Genomic DNA, 22,080 nt, shown 5'->3' with positions numbered 1-22,080 from the left:
CGCCACCCGGCTGTCCGGGCCGACGCCGCGCGCTATCAGCGCGTGCGCCAGCCGGTTGGCGCGGGCGTTCAGCTGGGCGTAGCTCAGGCTTTCCGTGCCGCTCACCAGCGCGGTGGCGTCCGGCGTGCGGCGCACCTGCTGCTCGAACAGCGCCGCCAGCGTCTGATCCAGCGGATAGTCACGCTCGGTGCGGTTCCAGCCATGCAGCAGCAGTTCGCGTTCCGCCTCCGGCACCACCGCCAGTGAACACACCGGCGTCTCCGGCGCCTGCTCCAGCGCTTGCGCCAGTGAGCTCAGCGCCTGCACCATATAGTCACACACCCGCTGAGCATCGACCGTCTCGGTCACCTGCGCCGTCAGGCCCAGCGAATCGCCGCCGTCCTCCACCGATAACACGAACGGATAGTTGGTGCGCTCTTCGGCGCTCAGCAAGCTGACGCCTTCCGGCAACGCCACTGCTTCGCCGTTGTTGTGGCGATAGTTGAGCAAGGCGCTGAACAGCGGCGCCCCAGGGCTGACGCCGCTGCAGCGCTGCGCCAATGCCAGCGGCGCATGTTCATGCGCCAGCAGCCCGCTCAGCCGCACGTGCGCCTCTCTTGCCGCCGTCTCCACGCCTCGCCGATCGATGTCCAGACGCAGCGGCAACGTGTTGATAAACAACCCCAATGCCCGTTCCGCGCCTTCTCCGCCCTGCAGACGCCCCAGCAATACGGTGCCGAACACGACCGCGTCTCGCCCGCTGACGCTCGCCAGCACCTGCGCCCAGGCCAGGTGACACAGGCTGGCCAGGCTGACGCCCAGCCGCCGCGCCTGTCGCCGCAACCGCAGGTTCAGCGCCGAAGAGAGCGCCTGGTAGCGGCAGGCGATTTGCCGCCCTTCGCCGTGCACGTCGCTCAGGCCGAACGGCAGCACCGGCTCGCGGATATCCGCCAGCATGTCGCGGAAGAAGCTTTCGTGCTCCGCCTCGCTGAGAGCCAGGCGCGCCTGCGCCACCGCATTGCGGAACGGCTGGGCGACGCCCAACTGTGCCCCACGGCCGGCGAGGATCTCGCCGATCTCTTGCTCCATGAAGGCCAGCGTGGAGTGATCGCCAATCAGATGATGCCACTGCTGCAAGGCGCACCAGCTGCCGTCCTCCTCCGGCGTGACGGTAAAGTTGAGCAGCGGCGCGCGGGTCAGATCCTGCCGCTGCTGCAACGGATCAAAGCTGGCCGCCAGCTGTCGCCAAATCGGGCCGTCAGCCGGATCGAAACGCCGCTCGCTCAGCGCCAGCTCAGCCTTGCGCCACACCACCTGCACCGGCGAGGACATGCCCTGCGTGATGAACGCGGTGCGCAGAATGTCATGGCGATCGATCACCTGCTGCATCGCCGCCAGCCAGGCGTCCAGGCGCGCACGGCTGTCGAAACGCAGCACCGCGGACAGCTGGTACGGGTCGCCCCGTTCCGCCAGCAGATGGTGGAACAAAATCCCCTCCTGCAGCGGCGACAAGGCGTAGATGTCCTGTACGTTGGCCACGCCGCCCGGCACCTGCGCCACCACCGTGTCGATCTCCGGCTGGCTCAGCGTCGCCAGCGGCAACATCTCCGGCGTAATGGAGGCCCCGCCCGGTAAAATCCGGTTTTCCGGTATGTCGACCTCACCTTGCGCGCTCATCGCCTGCGCCAGCGCCGACAGCGTCGGCGTTGAGAACAGCGTCTGCACGTTCGCTCCCCAACCGGCGCGCCGCAGCTGAGCCATCAACTTCACCGCCAGCAGCGAGTGGCCCCCCAGTTCGAAGAAGTTATCGTGGCGCCCGACCCGCTCCACGTTCAGCAGCTCGCGCCAGATCGCCGCCAGCAGCGTTTCGTGTTCACCCTGCGGCGCTTCGTACGCCGCCTGGCTCTGCGCCCCCTGCGGCTCCGGCAATGCCCGACGATCCAGTTTGCCATTCGGCGACAGCGGCAACGCCGCCACCACCACCCAGGCCGACGGCACCATATAGTCCGGCAGCGCCGCGCTCACATGCTGCCGCAGCGCGCCCGCCAGCGTTTCTTCCGCCACGTCCGCGGCCGGCACCACCCACGCCACCAGCCGTTTGTCGTCGCCCACCGCCCGTGCATCCACCACCGCTTCGCGCACCGCCGGGTGCGTCGCCAGCACCGCCTCTATCTCCCCGCATTCGATGCGGAAGCCGCGGATTTTTACCTGCTGATCGTTGCGCCCCAGGTACTCGATGTCGCCGTTCGCCAGATAACGCGCCACGTCGCCGGTGCGGTACATCCGCCCGCCCGGCGCGAACGGATCGGCAAGGAAGCGCTCCGCCGTCAGTTCAGGCCGGTTCAGGTAGCCCCGCGCCACCTGCACCCCGCCGATATACAGCTCGCCCACCGCCCCCAGCGGCACCGGCTGCCCGCGCTCGTCCAGCAGGTAGATACGCGTGTTGGCGATCGGCCGCCCGATCGGCACCGACACCCGCTCCGCCTCCCGCGAACAGTGCCAGGCGGTGACGTCCACCGCCGCCTCCGTCGGCCCATACAGGTTATGCAACTCCGTCTGCGGCAGCCGGCGGTAAAACTCCGCCACCAGCGCCGCCGGCAGCGCTTCCCCGCTGCACATCACCCGCACCACCTGCCCGCAGCGCGTCGCCGCCTGCCCGTCCGCCAGGAAGCTTTGCAGCATCGACGGCACGAAGTGCAGCGTGGTGACGCCATACTGTTCGATGGCGCGGCTCAGGTAATCCGGATCCTTGTGCCCTTCCGGCTTCGCCATCACCAGACGCGCGCCGACCATCAGCGGCCAGAAGAATTCCCACACCGAGACGTCGAAGCCGAACGGCGTTTTTTGCAGCACCGTGTCCGCCGCCGTCAGGCCGTAGGCCTCCTGCATCCACACCAGCCGGTTGACCACCCCACGGTGTTCGTTCATCGCGCCCTTCGGTTTACCGGTCGAGCCCGAGGTGTAAATCACGTACGCCAGGTGCGACGCCTGCGCGCGCGGTGCCGGGTTCTCGGCGCTCAGCGTCTCCGGCAACGCCGCCTCCAGCGCCAGCTGCGGCGTCGCAGGCTCGCCCAGCGCCGCCCGGCCGGCGGCGTCCGCCAGCAGCAGCACCGGGTCGGCATCCTGCAGGATGTACTGCAGGCGTTCGCCCGGATAGGCCGGATCGAGCGGCACATAGGCGCCGCCGGCCTTGAGGATACCGAACAGCGCCGTCACCATGTTCAGGCCGCGTTCGGCGCACACCGCCACCCGGCTGTCCGGGCCGACGCCGCGCGCTATCAGCGCGTGCGCCAGCCGGTTGGCGCGGGCGTTCAGCTGGGCGTAGCTCAGGCTTTCCGTGCCGCTCACCAGCGCGGTGGCGTGCGGCGTGCGGCGCACCTGCTGCTCGAATAGCGCCGCCAGCGTCTGATCCAGCGGGTAGTCACGCTCGGTGCGGTTCCAGCCATGCAGCAGATGCTCCCGTTCGGCGAGCGGCAACAAATCGATATGGGATACTGACCGTGGGCTATTCAGCGTCATCGCCCGCAGCGCCTGTACCAGGTAAACGCCGTAGCGTTCGGCGGTGGCGCGATCGAACAATGCCGTGGCGAAGTTCAGCGTACCGCTGATGCCTTCGCCGGTATCGGCCAGATCGAGCGTCAGATCAAACTTCGCCGCGCTGTATTCCAGCCCGGCCAGCTCGGCCTGCAGCCCAGGCAGCGGAATATCGCGCACCGAGCCGTCCTGCCAGGCCAACATCACCTGGAACAGCGGGGTATAGCCCAGGTGGCGCGGCGGATTGACCAGCTCCACCACCTGCTCGAACGGCAGATCGCGATTTTCCTGCGCCGTCAGCACCGTGTGGCGGATCCGCGCGATCAGCGTCGGCAGATCCGGATCGTCGCGAAGATCGATACGCAGCGCCAGCGTGCTGACGAAGAAGCCGACCAACGATTCGGTTTCCAGCCGGCCACGGTTGGCCTCCGGCGTGCCGATCACCAGCTCCTGCTGCCCGGCCATGCGCGCCAGCACCAGGCTCCAGGCCGCCAGCACCGTCATGAACAGCGTGCCGCCATGCTGCCGGCTGAACTGCCGCAGCGCCTGCGTCAGCTCGGCGTCGATCGCGATCGGCACCTCCCCGCCGCTGAAAGACTGCACCGTCGGACGCGGCCGGTCAGTCGGCAGCGTCAGCAGCGCCGGCGCACCGATCAGCGTTTCGCGCCAGTATTGCGCCTGCGCCGCCAACCGCTCCTGCGTCAGATAGCGACGCTGCCAGGCGGCATAATCCGGGTATTGCAGCGTCAGCGGCGGCAGCGGATCGGCATCGCCGCGACGCAAAGCGCCGTACAACGCCCCCAGTTCACGCAGCAGAATGCCGGTCGACCAACCGTCGGAGACGATGTGATGACAGGTGAGCAGGAACAGGTGCTCCTCATCCGCCAGGCGGATCAGCGCGGCGCGCACCAGCGGCCCCTGCGTCAAATCAAACGGTTGAGTGGCCGCCTGACGGCACAGCGTGTCGGCTTGCGCGGGGTGACGTCGCAGATCGTGGAACGCAAGCGGCAGCCCGTTTGCCGGCAAAATCTGCACCTGTGGCCGATCTTCCCGGGTGATGAACCGGCTACGCAGCGATTCGTGACGCGCATAGAGCGCATCCAGACTATGTTGCAGCGCCTGCCGGTCCAACCGGCCGTGCAGCCGCAGCGCCAGGGGGATATGGTAGGTTTCGCTCATCCCCTCCAACTGGGTCAGGAACCACAGGCGTTGCTGGGCGAACGACAGGGGCAAATCGCCGTCGCGCGCCACCGGCAGTATCGGCAGCGGTTCCTGAGCCGGCGCAACTTCCAGCGCCTGCGCCAGCACGTGCAGTACCGGGCTGGCGAACAGCGCCTGCAACGGTAACTGCCATCCGGCCTGTTGCACGCGGTTAGCCAGGCGCACCGCCATCAGCGAATGCCCGCCCAGTTCGAAAAAGTGGTCATAGCGACCGACGCGCTCTACGCCCAGCAGCTCGCGCCAGATTGCCGCCAGCAGGTTTTCTGCCTCGCCCTGCGGCGGCGCATAGGCTTCACGCACATAGGCGTCGACCTGCGGCACCGGCAGAGCCCGCTTGTCCAATTTGCCGTTGCCGGTCAGCGGCAACGCCTCCAGCCAAACGTAAGCCACCGGCACCATATAATCCGGCAGCCGCGCCTGCAGATGCTGACGCAGCCCGGTCGCCAGCGTAGCGCGTTCGGCTTCCGGTGCCGGAACCACCCACGCCACCAGTCGCTTGCCCCCGTCGCCATCGTCAATCGCGTCCACGGCTACGCTGCGCACGCGCGGATCGGTACTCAGCTGAGCCTCCACCTCGCCGCATTCGATACGGAAACCGCGGATTTTTACCTGCTGGTCATTGCGCCCCAGGTATTCGATATCGCCACCCGGCAGATAGCGCGCCAGATCGCCGGTACGATACATGCGCGCACCCGGCGCCCGGTTGAAAGGATCATCGAGAAAACGTTCCGCCGTCAATTCGGGCCGGTTCAGGTAACCCCGCGCCACCCCTTCGCCGCCGACGTACAGTTCGCCGATCGCCCCCATTGGCACCGGTTCGCCGTCGGCGCCCAGCAGATACAAGCGCAAATCCGGGATGCGGCTGCCGATCGGACTGGTGGTGATCGCCGTATCCTGCGCCGACAGCGGCCGATAAGTCACATGCACCGTGGTCTCGGTGATACCGTACATGTTGATCAACCGTGTCTGCCGGTTCTCTGGACGAGCAAACCACGGCGCAAGATCGCAAGGCTTCAGCATTTCGCCACCGAACACGATCTCGCGTAGCTGCTGGCGCGCTTCGCTGTGCGCCTGAGCCTGGATAAAGGCTTTGAAGGCGCTCGGCGTCTGGTTCAATACCGTGATGCCGCTGCGGCAGACGAAATGATAAAAATCCGGCGCCGAGCGGGCGATCGCCTGCGGTACGATGAACAGCTGGCCGCCATACAGCCAGGCGCCCCAGACCTCCCAGACCGAGAAGTCGAAGGCGAATGAGTGGAACAGGCACCACCTGTCAGCGGCGCTGAAGTTGAACCAGGCGTTCGTCGCGCTGAACAACCGCGCGACCTGCCGGTGCTCCACCATCACCCCTTTGGGTTTGCCGGTCGAGCCGGAGGTATAAATCACATATGCCAGGTGCGCCGGGCGCACCCCGACGTCCTGCAGATCGTCGCTTTCTCCCGTCAGTGGCTGTTCCAGCGCCAGCACCGGCACCTCGCAGTCACCCAGCGCTTGTCGGCCGAGCTCATCCGCCAACAGCAGCACCGGCGCTGAGTCCGCCAGGATGTACTGTAGCCGCTCGCCGCTATAGGCGGGATCCAGCGGCACATAGGCACCGCCGGCTTTGAGGATCCCCAGCAGCCCGACCAGCATCGGCAGCCCGCGCCCGGCACACAGCGCCACCAGGCTGTCCGGCTGCACGCCAAGCTGTACCAGCCGATGGGCCCAACGGTTCGACTGGGTATTCAATTCCGCGTAGGTCAGGCTGTCATCGCCATACGTCACCGCGATCGCCTCCGGCGTCCGTTTGACCTGTGCTTCGAACAACCGGTGCAGACAGGCCGTCGGCGAATGTGAAGCGACGGTGTGGTTGAGGCCCTGCAGCAACTGCGCGCGTTCTTCCTCGGAAACCAGACTGAGTTCGCCGACGGTGCGACGATGAGAACCCGCCCTCACCGCGTCGTTGAGCAGCATCAGCAGATGTTGCGTCGCCCGCAACATCTGCTCGTCAGCCACGGAGGCGGCGTCGTAGACCCAACGGAAAGCGCCGTCAGCCTTGCAGATTTGCAATACCGCGCGCGAGCCGGAAGCCATGATGGCGGCAACCCCCTCGTCTTCAGGCTGCAACCCCTGCGCCGAGCGCCGGCTGACGATCGATACCGCCGTCGGCCAAGTCTGAGACGCTCGCAGGTCCGCATCGCGCGTCAGCAACGCGGGATGATAATCGGCATGAGCGCGCAGCTGGCTATATTCCTGTTCCAGCGCGGCCAACGCCTGCTGGAAATTGCCGGTGTGATCAACAGAGACCTGCAGCGGCAGCACGCGCGCGCTCAGGTGAGCCCAACGCCCCCAATTCCGATCGTCCGGGGTGATCCACCCCAGCTGAAAATCGGTTTCATTGCACATGCGCGCCAGATAAAGGGTTGCTGCCGCCAGCACCTGCTCGCCGGCAATTTTTTCCAGGCGCTGCCAGGCCGTCGCCTGCCAGCGTGCGGGAAGATCCGCCTGGCGGCCAGGCCCCGGCGGGAACGGCGCCGGATAATAACGCGTCAGGCGCGGTTGCCAAAAAGCGGCGCTATCGGCGCTGGCGCCATACGCCGCGCCTAACAGCGAGGCTTCGGCAGCGTTAATCGTCGGCAAGACCGAGCCGACAGACAGGCCGCAGGCCTGCGCCAGCGCATCGCCTGGCTGAGCCGAGCCGTCGGCGCGCAAGAACGGCCCAACGCGCACCACGCCGGGGTTCGCGGCAATTACCCAGCCGTCGGCCTCGACGTGCAGCAGGGTACCGGGTTCGGCCTGCCGCTCATCGCTCACCGCCTGCAGCGCCGTCACGCCCAACACGCGCTCCGCCAGCAGCATCTTCGCCGCGCATCCCGCGCCATGGCTCAGCGAGCTCACCAGGCGCTGCAGCGCCTCAGCCGGGCGATCCCAACGAATGATGCCGCCGGCAGGCGGTTGCCGACGGTTGGTGTAAAAGCTGCCGCCGGCCTCGGCATCCGCCAGCGCCGCCACTTGCCGATCCAACGCCTCGATCGTCCCCGCCGTTGATGCGTTCAGCGCCCGTAAAATAAACTGGAAACGGCGCTGCAAAACATCCAGATCGCCTAATGAATTTGCATAATCGGCGTCAGAAAAAGTGACGTCCAGCTCATTCGCCTGCTGGTCTTCATACAGCATAATCTGTAGATCGCCGGACGGAATATTCCCGCCATAATACCAACGGGTGCGGCATCCCCAGAAAGGATCGCCGTGGTCGAAAGAAACAATGTTAATTGAAGGGCCAAACCAGGCGGAATCCGTCGCGCCATTGTCACGCCGAATGTCCTCCCCACGATATAATTGATGACGAACCACTTTTGCTATTTCGGCCGCGACCTTTTGGATAAATTCGGCCAGACTCAGCTGGGGTTCAACCTTGATAATCAAAGGGACAACGTTAGAGGTCATACCAATACTGTTTCGCTCTCTCGTTCCGGTCACCGGCATGCTGAAATTAAGATATTCACTGCCGGTCAGGCTGTAGAAACATAATGCTACGGTGGCGGCCAATATATGTGCGCGGTGTACGCCGATATTGTCAGCTTGTTGCTGCAGCTGATCCAATGCCTCTTTTTCCAGCAGCTGCGTGTTGCGGTTCATCGCGGCGTCCGGGGTCAATATGGCTCTACGCGACAAACTCTGCGGCGCAGCGGCAGTATATTCCCGCCAAAAAGCCTGATCGGAAGAAAAGCGTGAGGAGTCGCGGTATTTGATGTCGTTTTCATAAAGCAGAGAGAAATTGCAGTTGGCGAATTCAGGGATGACGCCGCCGGACGCCAGCGCGTTATAGTAAGCCGCGATGCGCCGCATCACTTCCTCGGCACTGCGGCCGTCGGTGATCATATGGTGGAAACGCCGATAGAGGACATAGCGCTGCGGAGCGAGCGTAATCACATAAAAACTAAAAGGTTCCTCTCCCGTGGCGCGGCGCGGCAGCGCCGCATCCGCCACCATCCAGCGTCTGGCCGCCTGCAGGGGATCGGGTTCCTTACTGAGATCGAGTGTGAACAGCGGCTCATGTGTGCGTGGCGCGCGGTATTGATAAAGCTCACCGTCTTTTTCCACAAAATGCGCTTGCAGAGCCGGCGTTTCTTCGACGATAGCATCGATGGCTTGCCGCAGCAGCTTAACGTCGAGAGGCCCGTCAACCTGCCCATAGCCCCAGATATTGAACGACAACTCTTTGGAAATATTTTCCCCCAGCCAGAGTTCACGCTGGGCGATAGTCATTTCATGCAGTTCGACTTTCTCCGCCGCGGCCTGAGCACCCGTACGGAGTTCCCCACTCTTCACATCAGTTTGTTTGTTCATAATATTCTCTAGCACGTTTTCATTACGTTAATGAAAGGGACCGTCCGGATTTAGGCAAAGCCTGGCCGTCCGACAGTTCAGGTCAGAATAAAAAAACCGTAGAAAAGTTGGGTCTCCCCCCAACTAAGAAAGGATGAAATGGTTAATCCAGAGGTTCCCCCTGTGCCTCAATTTGTTGAGCTGTGAAGTATAGGAGAGGATATTTTTTTTGGCTAAATGTGCGAAAGGGAATAAATGACTATTTTATTTCCCCGATATTACTCAGGGATGACGAGCGTATTCCGCTTGTATTAATCTGAGATAATTAGAGAGGAACTCATATTCTTTTGTATTATTCACCGCAGTTAATGTGCAGCAATGCTTACGATAAGAGCCTCTCCATATCAATAAGTTATACTTTATTGTTTTTATGATAATAATTTATTATTTAATTAATTCATTGGCATTTAAAATGAACGGCAATTTTGCTCGCGGCGCATCTATCGTTTTTTGTTATAACGATGGGAAAAATTATGCTGAAAAATTTCTTCGTTTTTTCGGGCGTCAATCAACGGCATCGTTCCCAATGCCAGACAACGTAAAACGGGGCGGCAGAGCCCGCCCCGAGAGGTCTTACCACATCAGCCGGCCGATCAGCGGCGCGGCCACCACCGTGATAATGCCGGCCAACATCATCACCAGGCTCGACACCACGCCCTCCTGCGGCCCCAGTTCATAAGCGCGGGCGGTGCCGGCACCGTGCGACGAGGCGCCAAACCCGGCTCCCTTCGCCAGGCGGCTGCGCACCGCCAGCCGCAGAAACAGAATGTCGCCCACCGCCATGCCGAACACCCCGGTGATCACCACGAACAGCGCCACCAGATCCGGCTGCCCGCCCATCTGTTTGGCGGCCTCCAGCGCGAACGGCGTGGTGATCGAACGCACCGCCAGGCTGCGCTGCACCTCTTCCGGCAGCGTCAGCAGGCGCGCCAGCCACACCGAGCTATACACCGCCACCAGCACCGCCGTCGTTACGCCGGCGGCCAGCGACAGCCAGTGGCGGCGGATGATATGCAGGTTCTCGTACACCGGCACCGCGAAGGCGATGGTCGCCGGCCCCAGCAGCCACAGCAGCCAGTGGGTTTCGCCGATATAGTCCTGATAGGAGATGTGGGTGACCACCAGCAGCAGCACCAGGATCATCGGCGTCAGCACCAGCGGCATCAGCAGTAACGTGCGGCGGCGGCGGTACAGTTTCTTGTTGGCGAAGTAAAGCGCCAGCGTCGCCAGAAAGCAGGCCAGGCTGAGGATAAAATCATTCATGACGCTGCTTCCGCCGCTGTAGCCAAATCTCCAGCCGATACACCCTGTCCACCACCAGCCCGGTAGCGCCCAGCGTCAGCATGGTGCTGACCGCGATCACCAGAAAGATCTTCCAGCCCTCGACCATCAGCAGCTGAGCATAGTTGACCACCGCCACCACCGCCGGCACGAAGAACAGCAGCATTTCCGCCAGCAGCCAGCGGGAACCGGCCTTGACCCAGCTCAGCGGCAGAATGCGCAGCAGGATCAGCGCCAGCAGCATCAGCATGCCGACGATATTGGCGGGGAGCGGCAGGTGGAATTGTTGCACCAGGCGATCGGCGATCAGGAACAGCGCCGCATAGAACGCCACCTGAATCGGCACCTGCAAACGGGTCAGCAGGGAGGGGGCAACGCGGCGTAACGCCAGAGACATGAAAGATGACCTCAAACAATAAATTGACGGCCTACAGTATACGCAGCCGGGAAACCACGCCTGAAATGAATTAAAATTATCGACATCATGCCGGCCGGGAATAGTTTCCCGCCGGTAGCGCCCTCAAGGAGGCCCCTAACGTGGATGTCCGCACCCTGCGCTACTTCGTTGAAGTGGTGCGCCAGCAAAGCTTCACCCGCGCCGCAGAAAAACTGTTCGTCACCCAGCCCACCATCAGCAAGATGCTGCGGCATCTGGAAGAGGAGCTGGAATGCACGCTGCTGATCCGCGAAGGCCGCAAGCTGCGCCTGACCGACAGCGGCCAGGCGGTGTATCAGCGCGGCCTGACGATCCTCGACGAATTCCGCCAGTTGGAGGCGGAGCTGGAAGACATCAGCTCGGTGAAAAAAGGCGTGCTGCGGCTGGGCATTCCGCCGATGGTGGGCAGGCAGATCGCCGATCTGATCCGCCGCTTTCGCCAGACCTATCCCGGCATCGAATTGAAAATTTCCGAGCTGGGCGGGCTGTCGGTCGAACAGGCGGTGATGTCCGGCGAACTGGATCTGGCGATGACGGTGCTGCCCTTCGATTCGGAACAGCCGCTGACCTTTCTGCCGCTGCTGGGCCACCCGATGTGCGTGGTGGCGCCGCGCACGCCGCAGTGGCTCAACCGCACCCGCATCAATATCGCCGAATTGGCCGACAGCCCGATCCTGATTTATAACGAAGACTTTGCGCTGTACAAGATGCTGATGAAGGCGTTTCGCCAGGCCGGTTTTGAACCGCAAATCGCGGTGCGCAGCGGCCAATGGGACTTCCTCGCCTCGATGGTGCAGGCCGGCGTGGGCATCGCCATGCTGCCGGAGCCGGTCTGCCGCTGGCTGGACAAGGAAAACCTGGTCTGGCTGCCGCTGGAGCCACGCATGGAGTGGAAAATCGGGCTGATCTGGCGCCAGGGCAGCTACCTGTCGCACAGCGCGCAGGCCTGGATCGCCTGCTGCCGCGACTACTGGCCGCCGCTCAAGTAGCCAAAAAACAAGGGCCGCACAGGCGGCCCTTCGGGACAGAAATAACGTTAATTCCTCGTCTGATGTTTAGCCTTCGCGCTCGATCAGCAGCGCTTCGAGCAAGTCGAGATCGTGCAGCAGTTTTTGCAGCGTCTCGTTGCTGATTTTCTGCGTGGCGCGCAGATGGTACAGCTCGCCGCGCTCGGCGCGCAGCGCCGTCAGGCGGAAACGCCGCTCGAGGTTTTCCATCGCCAGCGCATTCTCGATGTCGTCTTTCGAGGCGATACGCCGCCGCAGCATGCCCGTCACCCGCGAGCTGACCTCTTTCAACACCTGCGGATCGAGGTTCTCTTCGGTATCGGCAACCAGGCGCTCTTCCATTTTATTCACGCTCTCGATCGCCACTTCGGCCGCCATGGCGATCGCCATGCGTTCTTCCTGCTTGCTGGCGCTCTTGTCGGCCACCTGCACGCCGCGCAGCAGCAGCGGCAATGCCAGCACGCCGACGATCAACGACAGCAGGATCACCCCGGCGGCGATAAACACCAGCTGATAGCGTGCCGGGAAGGCGGTGCCGTCGCTCAGCAACAGCGGTATCGACAGCACACCGGCCAGGGTAATCGCCCCGCGCACCCCGGCGAACGACGCCACCCACAGCTCACGCGTGCTGTAATCGCCGAACTGCAGCGGGCGCTTTTTCATAAAGCGGTTGCTGGCCTTCTTCATTACCCACAGCCAGGTGAAACGCAGCACCAGCAGCGCGGCGTAGATGGTGGCCACGTCGGCGAACAGGTACCAGGTCTGGATGGTCGGATCCAGCTCCGCCTGCAGGATGGAGGTCTCAAGAATGCCCGGCAGCTGCAGGCCCAACATGATGAATACCATGCCGTTGAATACGAATTCCAGCATCGCCCATACGCTGTTGGCGCGCAGGCGCATCGCCAGCGGCGCGTTGCGGATCACGCCGGACTGGCTGATGGTCATCCCCGCCGCTACCGCCGCCAGGATGCCGGAAACGCCGATATGTTCGGCGATCAGATAAGAAGCGAACGGCAGCAGCAGCAGGAACACGATCTGGGTCGCCGGATCGTCGCCGCTCCAGCGGCTCATCACCCGCAGCGATTTACTGTAGGTCCAGGTGACCGCCACGCCGGCCAGCAGGCCGCCGATCGCCACTTTGAGAAACTCGAGGGTTGCGCCGCCCACGGTGAACACCATGGTGCCCATCGCCACCGCGATGGCGAACTTGAGCGACACCAGGCCGGAGGCGTCGTTCATCAGCGCCTCGCCTTCGAGCACGCCCATGATCGGCTTGGGAATGCGCCCTTTGCCGACGATGCCGGACAGCGCCACGGCATCGGTCGGCGACAGCACCGCCGCCAGCGCGAAGGCCGCCACCAGCGGAATGCCCGGCACCATGGCGTAGATCAGATAACCGACACCGACCACGGTGATCAGCACCAGCACCAGCGCCAGGCCGAGAATTTCACGCCCGTGGTGCAGGAATTCGCGCGTCGGCGTTTTCCAGCCGTCGGCGAACAGCAGCGGCGGGATGAACAGCACCAGGAACAGTTCGGGATCAAAGTCGACGTGCAGCCCGAAATGCGGCCAGGCCAACAGGGCCCCGATGGCGATTTGCATCAGCGGCAGCGGCACCTGGAACGGCAACATGCGCGTCACCACCCCGGACAGGGAGACCACCAGGATCAAAATGAGGATTGTAAAAAAGATTTCCATGCTTTCCTTAGACTCTACGATTCAGACGACATCGGCTCAGGGCCTGCGTTGGTCCCGATAGTAGATCACTTTTTTTACAGCCGTTAAAGCTTGTTGTGCCTTTCAAAACGCGGTGCAGAGCAGAAGAAGACTTATCTTAAGAAGGGAATTGCCGTGACAGCTTCCCCCGCCCGCCGGGCGAGGGAAACCCGAGGGCTTAAATCGCCCAGCCGCCGGCGTAGAACGCCACCAGCGCCACGGCGATCAGCACGGTGCCGATGTTCAGCTTGCGCCATTCGCCGGAGAAGATGCGGCCGATGACCAGCGAGCTGAAGCCCAGCATGATGCCGGTAACGATATTGCAGGTCAGCACGATGAACACCGCGCACAGCAGGCCGGCCATCGCGTCGACGAAGTCGTTGAAGTCCAGCTTGGTGACGTTGCTCAGCATCAGCAGGCCGACGTACATCAGCGCCGGTGCGGTGGCATAGACCGGCACCAGATAGGCCAGCGGCGACAGGAACAGGATCAGCAGGAACAGGATGCCGACCACGGTGGCGGTCAGGCCGGTCTTGCCGCCCGCGGCGGTGCCGGCGGCGGATTCGATGTAGACCGCGGCGGGCGCGGCGCCCACCAGGCCGGAGAAGATGCTGCTCAGGGAATCCGAGGTCAGCGCCTTGCCGCCGTTGATGATCTGCCCGTCTTTATCCAGCAGGTTGGCCTGCCCGGCCACCGCGCGGATGGTGCCGGTGGCGTCGAACACTGCGGTCATCACCAGCGCCAGCACGCTCGGCAACACCACCGGCTGCAACGCGCCCATGATATCCAGGCTGAAGATCAACGATTTGCCGTCCGCGTCCGCCAGGCTCGGCATGGCGAACAGCCCCTGGTATTTCACCGCCGGGTCGAAGATCAGGCCGATGATGGAAATGGCGATGATCACCAGCAAAATGCCGCCGGGCACGCGCAGTTTTTCCAGGCCGAAGATCACCGCCAGGCCGACCAGCGTCATTACCACCGGGAAGGAGGTGAACGCACCGAGCGCCACCGGCAGGCCATCCAGCGGATTCTTCACCACCAGGCCGACGCCGTTGGCGGCGATCAGCAGCAGGAACAGACCGATACCGATGCCGGTGCCGTGCGCCACGCCCATCGGCAGGTTGCGCAGGATCCAGGCGCGGATACCGGTGACCGAGATGACGGTAAACAGTACGCCCATCAGGAACACCGCGCCCAGCGCCACCGGAATGCTAATGTGCTGGCCCAGCACCAGGCTGAAGGCGGTGAAGGCGGTCAACGAGATCGCACAGCCGATCGCCATCGGCAGGTTAGCCCACAGCCCCATCAGCAGCGAGCCCAGACCGGCCACCAGGCAGGTGGAGACAAACACCGCCGCCGGCGGGAAGCCCGCTTTGCCCAGCATGCTCGGCACCACGATCACCGAGTACACCATCGCCAGGAAGGTGGTCAGCCCCGCCACCACCTCCTGGCGCACGCTGCTGCCGCGCGCGGAAATTTTAAAATAGCCATCAAGCCCGCCGGTTGGTTTTGCGGCGTGGTTCGCTTGAGAGTTCGACATAGGTTACTTCCCCTGTGTTTCATGAATCGGCCCGTCGCAGCAGGCCTGTAATCTCGCCCGCGCCCGATCGTCACGTAATCGTTTACGTCACGTTCCGCATCCATGCCCTTCCGTCGCAGCGCCAACGGCGATGCGCACCAAGGCAAACGTTTAACTCGCAGCGCGCGGTACGGGTGATTTATGGTGGTTTATTCAAGGCAAACGATTATCCTGCCTTCCCTAGCGTCTAATCAACTAAAGATCGCGGCAATTTATGCAGAAAGCGGCGGAAATGGCGCCTGCACGATAAAACCGGGGCGACGAGCGCCCCGGCGAATTCCGTCACGGCGGGGTTATTGCGCCTGCACCGCCGCGGGATCCATATACATCAACTCCCAGATATGGCCGTCCAGATCCTGAAAACCGTGGCCGTACATCACGCCGTAGTCCCGCGGCGGGTGGTAGGTGTTGCCGCCGCCGGCGACCGCCTTGCGCACCAGTTCGTCCACCGCCGCCCGGCTGGGCTGCGACAGGCACACCAGCACTTCGGTGGCCTGTTTGGCGTCGCCGATCGGGTTCGGGGTAAACCCCCTGAATTTGTCATGGGTCAGCAGCATCACGTAAATCGTGTCGCTGACCACCATGCACGCGGCGGTGTCATCGGTAAATTGCGGGTTGAAAGTGAAACCCAGGCGGGTGAAAAACGCCATCGAGGCGGGCAGATCGCGTACGGGCAGGTTAACGAAGATTTGCGTAGCCATGGGCTACCTCCGATGAAGAATGACCCCATCGAGTATAGCCCATCCGGTTAACTCAGCAGGTCGTAAGGGCCGCCCTGCTCCAACGCCCGCTGGTAGGCGGGCCGGGCGTGAATGCGCTGCAGAAAGCCGCGCAGTTTCGGGCAATCATCCAACGCGCCGCGCGCCGCCATCGCCTCCAGCGGGAAGCTCATCTGTATGTCCGCCGCGCTGAAGTCGTTGCCGACGAACCAGCTGCCCTTGTTCAGGTGCTGCTCGAGATACTCGCAGTGCGGCGCGATCTGCTTGTCGAGATATTCGCGCTGCACGCCCTTGCCGATCGCGCCGGCCACCGGCCGCAGCAGCCAGGGGATCGGCGGCTGGCCGAGGCGGCTGAACACCAGTTTCATCACCAACAGCGGCATCAGCGATCCTTCGGCGTAGTGCAGCCAGTAGCGGTATTGCTGGCGCGCGTGGAAGTCGGTCGGCATGAACATCCCTTGCGCGTCATAGGCTTCCTGCAGGTATTCGATGATGGCGCCGGATTCCGCCAGCGTCAGATCGCCGTCGACGATCACCGGTGATTTGCCCAGCGGGTGGATCTTTTTCAGCGCCGCCGGCGCCAGCATGGTCTGCGGATCGCGTTCGTAGCGTTGCACCTGATAGGGCACGCCCAGCTCTTCCAGAAACCACAGAATGCGCTGCGAGCGCGAATGATTGAGATGATGAACAATGATCATAAAGAAGCTCCTGTCCGCTGCCACACCAGTTCGCCCACCTGCACGCCGTTGCCGAGCTGCAAGGGCACCGTGCGCAACGTCAGCCGATCGCCGCTGAAAGCGTAAAAACGCACCTGACGGCTGCCTACCCAGTTGGGGAACGAGCAGCCTTCGACCTGATGCACCACCCGCTGCTCGCTTTCCTCCACCTGATAGCGGCCGAAGTAGCAAATCATATTGATGAAGGCGGCGCGGATCTCCCGCTCGGATCCCTGCGCCAAATCGTCGGCGGCGAAACGCGGCCGCACGGCGCTGTACAGCTGCGCCGCCATCGTGCCGTTGGCCTCATAGTGGATACGCCCCAGCACCTGCTCGCCCAGCGGGTAATTCAGCTCGCCGTCCTGGTTCTCAAATGCCGAGGACACCAGCGCCCAGCTGCCGATAAATGCGTTTACCGTCATTACGCTTCTCCGGTTAAGGATCGTCTGTAAAGGGTAGTGGCGATTTTTACCGCGCGCCAGCGGATGAAAAAACAATCAGTTTATTTGACAGAGATACTCAAAACTCTCCGATTTTTTATTCCTGCCTGCCGCACTACTATTTAATACATCGAGAGACAACGGGCTCTCATCCAATCAACACGCTGAGGAATACATCATGAAAAACGTCAAAATTTTTGCTACCGCTGCGCTGCTGGCTACCGCTTCTTTCGCTACCTTCGCCGCTGACCTGCCGTCCAGCCAACCCGCTGCAGACGCCCAGAAAATCGGCGTAGTCTCCGTTAGCGGCGCCAGCAACCTGAGCGCGCTGGAAAGCGAACTGGCCAGCAAAGCCGCTGCGTCGGGCGCCAGCTCATACCGCATCGTCGCCGCCGGCGGCCAGAACAAACTGTACGGCACCGCAGAAATCTTCAACTGATCGTCGAACAGCCAACCGACGGAAGAAAGAAGCCCCGCAAGGGGCTTTTCTCGTTGTGGGCAGGCAAAGCTCTTTGTGAACAGTGGCCGCCAGACATTTCACCGATACTGGGAATAACGCCTTACCCTCACCCACTTTGGAGAAATAACATGACCACAGCACAACCTCTGCATGGCAAAGTCGCGTTCGTCCAGGGCGGCTCACGCGGCATCGGCGCCGCCATCGTGAAACGGTTGGCGAGCGAAGGGGCCGCGGTCGCCTTTACCTACGCCGCCTCGGCCGATCGCGCCGAAGCGGTGGCAAGCGCCGTTACCGCCGCCGGCGGCAAAGCCCTCGCCATCAAGGCCGACAGCGCCGATGCGGCGGCGCTGCAGCAGGCGGTGCGCCAGGCGGTCAGCCAGTTCGGCAACTTGGATATTCTGGTGAACAATGCCGGGGTGTTTACGCTGGGCAGCACCGAGGAGCTGGCGCTGGACGATCTGGATCGCATGCTGGCGGTCAACGTGCGCAGCGTGTTCGTCGCCAGCCAGGAAGCGGCGCGCCACATGAACGACGGCGGCCGCATCATTCACATCGGCAGCACCAACGCCGAGCGCGTGCCGTTCGGCGGCGCGGCGGTGTATGCGATGAGCAAATCGGCGCTGGTCGGCCTGACCAAAGGCATGGCGCGCGATCTCGGCCCGCGCGGCATCACCGTCAATAACGTGCAGCCCGGCCCGGTAGACACCGAGATGAACCCGGACGCCGGTGAGTTCGCCGAGCAGCTCAAGCAGCTGATGGCGATCGGCCGCTACGGCAAAGATGAAGAGATCGCCGGCTTCGTCGCCTACCTCGCCGGCCCGCAGGCGGGTTATATCACCGGCACCAGCCTGAGCATCGACGGCGGCTTCTCGGCGTAACCATCCCTGAAATGCAAAAAGCCCCGTGAAGGGGCTTTTTTTTGGCTGCAAACGGCCGGATATCAGAACGGGATATCGTCGTCGAAATCCATTGGCGGTTCGTTGCTGCTGGCCGCCGGAGCGCTGTTCTGCGCCGGGCGCGACTGCTGCTGGCCGCCGCTGAACTGGTTGCCGCCCTGTGGCTGCTGAGGCTGGCCCCAACCGCCCTGGCCGCCGGCAGATTGACCGGCCGGTGCGCCGCCGCCCTGACGGCCGCCCAGCATCTGCATGGTGCCGCCGACGTTAACCACGATCTCGGTGGTGTAGCGATCCTGGCCGCTCTGATCCTGCCATTTACGGGTCTGCAGGGAGCCTTCGATGTAGACCTGAGAGCCTTTACGCAGGTATTCGCCCGCCACTTCGGCCAGTTTGCCGAACAGCACGACGCGGTGCCACTCGGTCTTCTCTTTCTGTTCGCCGGTCGCCTTGTCACGCCAGCTTTCGGAGGTCGCCAGGGTAATGTTGGCCACTGCGCCGCCGTTCGGCATGTAACGGACTTCTGGATCCTGACCCAGATTCCCGACCAGAATTACTTTGTTTACGCCTCTGCTGGCCATGAGCACTTCTCCCGATGATTGATTTCTACACAGTATAAACGCGTCAGTTTACCACGCTGAGTGCGAAACCACACCCGTGTTGATAAGTGCGAATTGCATTCCAGAATTGTCTTTTCGATCGACCTTGTTGCATTCGCATACTGGATATTCATTCAGGTTTTTTTGTGTCATAATTATGCGTTTCGACCTGGCTGTGCCGGTTTTTTGCGAGATCCATCACAAAATCCCCCGCAAAAATCGCGACAGGCGCGGTGTATCATCAAGACGGGAAGTGTAAATGGACAATATCGAAGTTCGTGGTGCTCGAACCCATAATCTGAAAAACATCAACCTGATCATCCCGCGTGACAAACTGATCGTCGTCACCGGCCTGTCCGGTTCCGGCAAGTCATCGCTGGCTTTCGATACGCTGTATGCCGAAGGGCAACGCCGCTACGTCGAATCGCTCTCCGCCTATGCGCGCCAGTTCCTGTCGCTGATGGAAAAACCGGACGTCGATCATATCGAGGGCCTGTCGCCGGCGATCTCCATCGAGCAGAAATCCACCTCGCACAACCCGCGATCCACGGTCGGCACCATCACCGAAATCCACGACTACCTGCGCCTGCTGTTCGCCCGCGTCGGCGAGCCGCGCTGCCCGGATCACCATGTGCCGCTGGCGGCGCAAACCGTCAGCCAGATGGTCGATAACGTGCTGAGCCAGCCGGAAGGCAAACGCCTGATGCTGCTGGCGCCGGTGGTGAAAGACCGCAAGGGCGAGCACACCAAAACGCTGGAAAACCTGGCCGCCCAGGGCTATATCCGCGCGCGCATCGACGGTGAAGTGTGCGATCTGTCCGATCCGCCGAAGCTGGAGCTGCAGAAGAAACACACCATCGAAGTGGTGGTCGACCGGTTCAAGGTGCGCGAGGACATGGCGCAGCGCCTGGCCGAATCGTTCGAAACCGCGCTGGAGCTGTCCGGCGGCACTGCGGTGGTGGCGGATATGGACGACGAGAAAGCGGACGAGCTGCTGTTCTCCGCCAACTTCGCCTGCCCGATCTGCGGCTACAGCATGCGCGAGCTGGAACCGCGCCTGTTTTCCTTCAACAACCCGGCCGGCGCCTGCCCAACCTGCGACGGCTTGGGCGTGCAGCAGTTCTTCGATCCGGATCGCGTGGTGCAAAACCCCGAGCTGTCGCTGGCCGGCGGCGCGATCCGCGGCTGGGATCGCCGCAACTTCTATTACTTCCAGATGCTGCGCTCGCTGGCGGAGCACTATGAGTTCGATGTCGAAGCACCGTTCAACACCCTGAGCGCCGACGTGCAGAAGGCGGTGCTGAGCGGCTCCGGCAAAGAGTCGATCGAATTCAAATACATCAACGATCGCGGTGATACCACCGTGCGCCGTCATCCGTTCGAAGGCGTGCTGCACAACATGGAGCGCCGCTATAAAGAGACCGAATCCAGCGCGGTGCGCGAAGAATTGGCGAAGTTCATCAGCAACCGCCCTTGCGCCTCGTGCCACGGCACTCGCCTGCGCGAAGAAGCGCGCAACGTGTTCGTCGAAGACACCACGTTGCCGGAGATCTCCGATCTGAGCATCGGCCATGCGATGACCTTCTTCCAGAACATGAAGCTCAGCGGCCAACGCGCCAAGATCGCCGAAAAAGTGCTGAAAGAGATCGGCGATCGCCTGAAATTCCTGGTGAACGTCGGCCTGAACTACCTGTCGCTGTCCCGCTCGGCGGAGACGCTCTCCGGCGGTGAAGCGCAGCGTATTCGTTTGGCCAGCCAGATCGGCGCCGGCCTGGTGGGCGTGATGTACGTGCTGGATGAGCCGTCGATCGGCCTGCACCAGCGCGACAACGAGCGCCTGCTGGAAACGCTGATCCACCTGCGCAACCTCGGCAACACGGTGATCGTGGTGGAGCATGACGAAGACGCCATCCGCGCCGCCGACCACGTGATCGACATCGGCCCCGGCGCCGGCGTACACGGCGGCCAAGTGGTGGCGGAAGGCACCGTCGACGACATCATGGCGCAGCCGGACTCGCTGACCGGCCAGTTCCTCAGCGGCAAGCGCGAGATCGCCATTCCGGCGCAGCGCGTGCAGGCCGATCCGACCAAGGTGCTGAAGCTGAGCGGCGCGCGCGGCAACAACCTGAAGGACGTGACGCTGACGCTGCCGGTTGGTCTGTTTACCTGCATCACCGGCGTTTCCGGCTCCGGCAAATCGACGCTGATCAACGATACGCTGTTCCCGATCGCCCAGCGCCAGCTCAACGGCGCCACCATCGCCGAACCGGCGCCATTCCGCGAAGTGACCGGCCTGGAACATTTCGACAAGGTGATCGACATCGATCAGAGCCCGATCGGCCGCACGCCGCGCTCCAACCCGGCCACCTATACCGGCATTTTTACCCCGGTGCGCGAGCTGTTCGCCGGCGTGCCGGAATCGCGCAGCCGCGGTTATACGCCGGGCCGTTTCAGCTTCAACGTCAAGGGCGGGCGCTGTGAAGCCTGCCAGGGCGACGGGGTGATCAAGGTTGAGATGCACTTCCTGCCGGACATCTACGTGCCGTGCGATCAGTGCAAGGGCAAGCGCTATAACCGCGAAACGCTGGAAGTGAAGTACAAGGGCAAGAGCATCCACGAAGTGCTGGAGATGACCATCGAAGAAGCGCGCGAGTTCTTCGACGCGGTGCCGGCGCTGGCGCGCAAGCTGCAGACCCTGATGGATGTCGGGCTGTCCTACATCCGCCTCGGCCAGTCGGCCACCACGCTCTCCGGCGGTGAGGCGCAGCGCGTCAAGCTGGCGCGCGAGCTGTCGAAGCGCGGCACCGGCCAGACGCTGTATATCCTCGACGAACCGACCACCGGCCTGCACTTCGCCGATATCCAGCAGCTGTTGGCGGTGCTGCATCAGCTGCGCGATCAGGGCAACACCATCGTGGTCATCGAGCATAACCTGGACGTGATCAAGACCGCCGACTGGATCGTCGATCTGGGGCCGGAAGGCGGCAGTGGCGGCGGCGAGATCCTGGTGGCCGGCACGCCGGAAACCGTGACCGAGTGTGAAAAATCGCACACCGCACGCTTCCTGAAACCGCTGTTGAAGCCGTAGTGCCGCCGGCGTGCGGGCCGTCGCTCAGGCGGCCCGCACGCCGG

General features: G+C 62.9%; 13 protein-coding genes. 4 read left to right on the top strand and 9 right to left on the bottom strand.

Annotated elements, in window-relative coordinates:
- The 3 genes from ACJ8IM_RS23725 to ACJ8IM_RS23715 form a co-directional block, all read right to left on the bottom strand.
- Positions 1-9,063, bottom strand: a 9,063-nt coding sequence (locus tag ACJ8IM_RS23725) for an amino acid adenylation domain-containing protein (protein WP_442516252.1), incomplete at its 3' end; no start/stop codon positions are given.
- 612 nt (positions 9,064-9,675) lie between these two features.
- Positions 9,676-10,365: an LrgB family protein gene (locus tag ACJ8IM_RS23720; RefSeq protein WP_033649720.1), complete on the bottom strand. Its 690-nt coding sequence runs from the start codon at positions 10,363-10,365 to the stop codon at positions 9,676-9,678.
- On the bottom strand, positions 10,358-10,780 hold the full coding sequence (locus tag ACJ8IM_RS23715; RefSeq protein WP_033654705.1) for a CidA/LrgA family protein: 423 nt from the start codon (positions 10,778-10,780) through the stop codon (positions 10,358-10,360). Before ACJ8IM_RS23715 ends, ACJ8IM_RS23720 begins: the two co-directional genes overlap by 8 nt.
- A gap of 140 nt (positions 10,781-10,920) precedes the next feature.
- On the opposite strand from ACJ8IM_RS23715, the gene ACJ8IM_RS23710 reads away from it, so the two are divergent.
- On the top strand, positions 10,921-11,808 hold the full coding sequence (locus ACJ8IM_RS23710) for a LysR family transcriptional regulator (protein WP_025304429.1): 888 nt from the start codon (positions 10,921-10,923) through the stop codon (positions 11,806-11,808).
- 66 nt (positions 11,809-11,874) lie between these two features.
- Here the strand turns inward: ACJ8IM_RS23710 and ACJ8IM_RS23705 are convergent, their stop codons facing one another.
- From ACJ8IM_RS23705 to ACJ8IM_RS23685, 5 genes are all read right to left on the bottom strand, one after another.
- Positions 11,875-13,524 (bottom strand): Na+/H+ antiporter, encoded by a 1,650-nt coding sequence (locus tag ACJ8IM_RS23705; RefSeq protein WP_033636184.1) that lies wholly within the window; start codon positions 13,522-13,524, stop codon positions 11,875-11,877.
- 196 nt (positions 13,525-13,720) lie between these two features.
- Positions 13,721-15,082 carry an NCS2 family permease gene (locus ACJ8IM_RS23700; RefSeq protein WP_033636185.1) on the bottom strand — a complete coding sequence of 454 codons (1,362 nt, stop codon included), beginning with the start codon at positions 15,080-15,082 and terminating at the stop codon, positions 13,721-13,723.
- 332 nt (positions 15,083-15,414) lie between these two features.
- Complete coding sequence (locus tag ACJ8IM_RS23695) at positions 15,415-15,822, bottom strand: VOC family protein (RefSeq protein WP_033649719.1); 408 nt, start codon at positions 15,820-15,822, stop codon at positions 15,415-15,417.
- Between the two features lie 47 nt (positions 15,823-15,869).
- Positions 15,870-16,538, bottom strand: coding sequence for a glutathione S-transferase family protein (locus tag ACJ8IM_RS23690; RefSeq protein ID WP_033649718.1), 669 nt, complete (start codon positions 16,536-16,538; stop codon positions 15,870-15,872).
- Positions 16,535-16,978: a lipocalin-like domain-containing protein gene (locus ACJ8IM_RS23685; RefSeq protein ID WP_033636188.1), complete on the bottom strand. Its 444-nt coding sequence runs from the start codon at positions 16,976-16,978 to the stop codon at positions 16,535-16,537. Before ACJ8IM_RS23685 ends, ACJ8IM_RS23690 begins: the two co-directional genes overlap by 4 nt.
- A gap of 196 nt (positions 16,979-17,174) precedes the next feature.
- Between ACJ8IM_RS23685 and bhsA the strand changes: the two genes are divergently transcribed.
- Both bhsA and ACJ8IM_RS23675 read left to right on the top strand, forming a co-directional pair.
- Positions 17,175-17,435 carry a multiple stress resistance protein BhsA gene (gene bhsA / locus ACJ8IM_RS23680; protein WP_033636189.1) on the top strand — a complete coding sequence of 87 codons (261 nt, stop codon included), beginning with the start codon at positions 17,175-17,177 and terminating at the stop codon, positions 17,433-17,435.
- Between the two features lie 149 nt (positions 17,436-17,584).
- Complete coding sequence (locus tag ACJ8IM_RS23675) at positions 17,585-18,334, top strand: 3-oxoacyl-ACP reductase family protein (RefSeq protein ID WP_033654706.1); 750 nt, start codon at positions 17,585-17,587, stop codon at positions 18,332-18,334.
- A 62-nt stretch (positions 18,335-18,396) separates the two neighbouring features.
- Here ACJ8IM_RS23675 and ssb1 read toward each other — a convergent pair whose 3' ends face one another.
- Positions 18,397-18,930: a single-stranded DNA-binding protein SSB1 gene (gene ssb1 / locus ACJ8IM_RS23670; protein WP_033654707.1), complete on the bottom strand. Its 534-nt coding sequence runs from the start codon at positions 18,928-18,930 to the stop codon at positions 18,397-18,399.
- A gap of 277 nt (positions 18,931-19,207) precedes the next feature.
- Between ssb1 and uvrA the strand changes: the two genes are divergently transcribed.
- Positions 19,208-22,036, top strand: a complete 2,829-nt coding sequence (uvrA, locus tag ACJ8IM_RS23665; RefSeq protein WP_033654708.1) for an excinuclease ABC subunit UvrA — start codon at positions 19,208-19,210, stop codon at positions 22,034-22,036.
- The last annotated feature ends 44 nt before the right edge of the window (positions 22,037-22,080 follow it).

It is taken from the genome of Serratia sp. CY33525, from assembly GCF_052169115.1.
GTDB classification, from domain to species: Bacteria; Pseudomonadota; Gammaproteobacteria; order Enterobacterales; family Enterobacteriaceae; genus Serratia; species Serratia sarumanii.
This window is presented reverse-complemented; position numbering and strand designations above follow the sequence as displayed.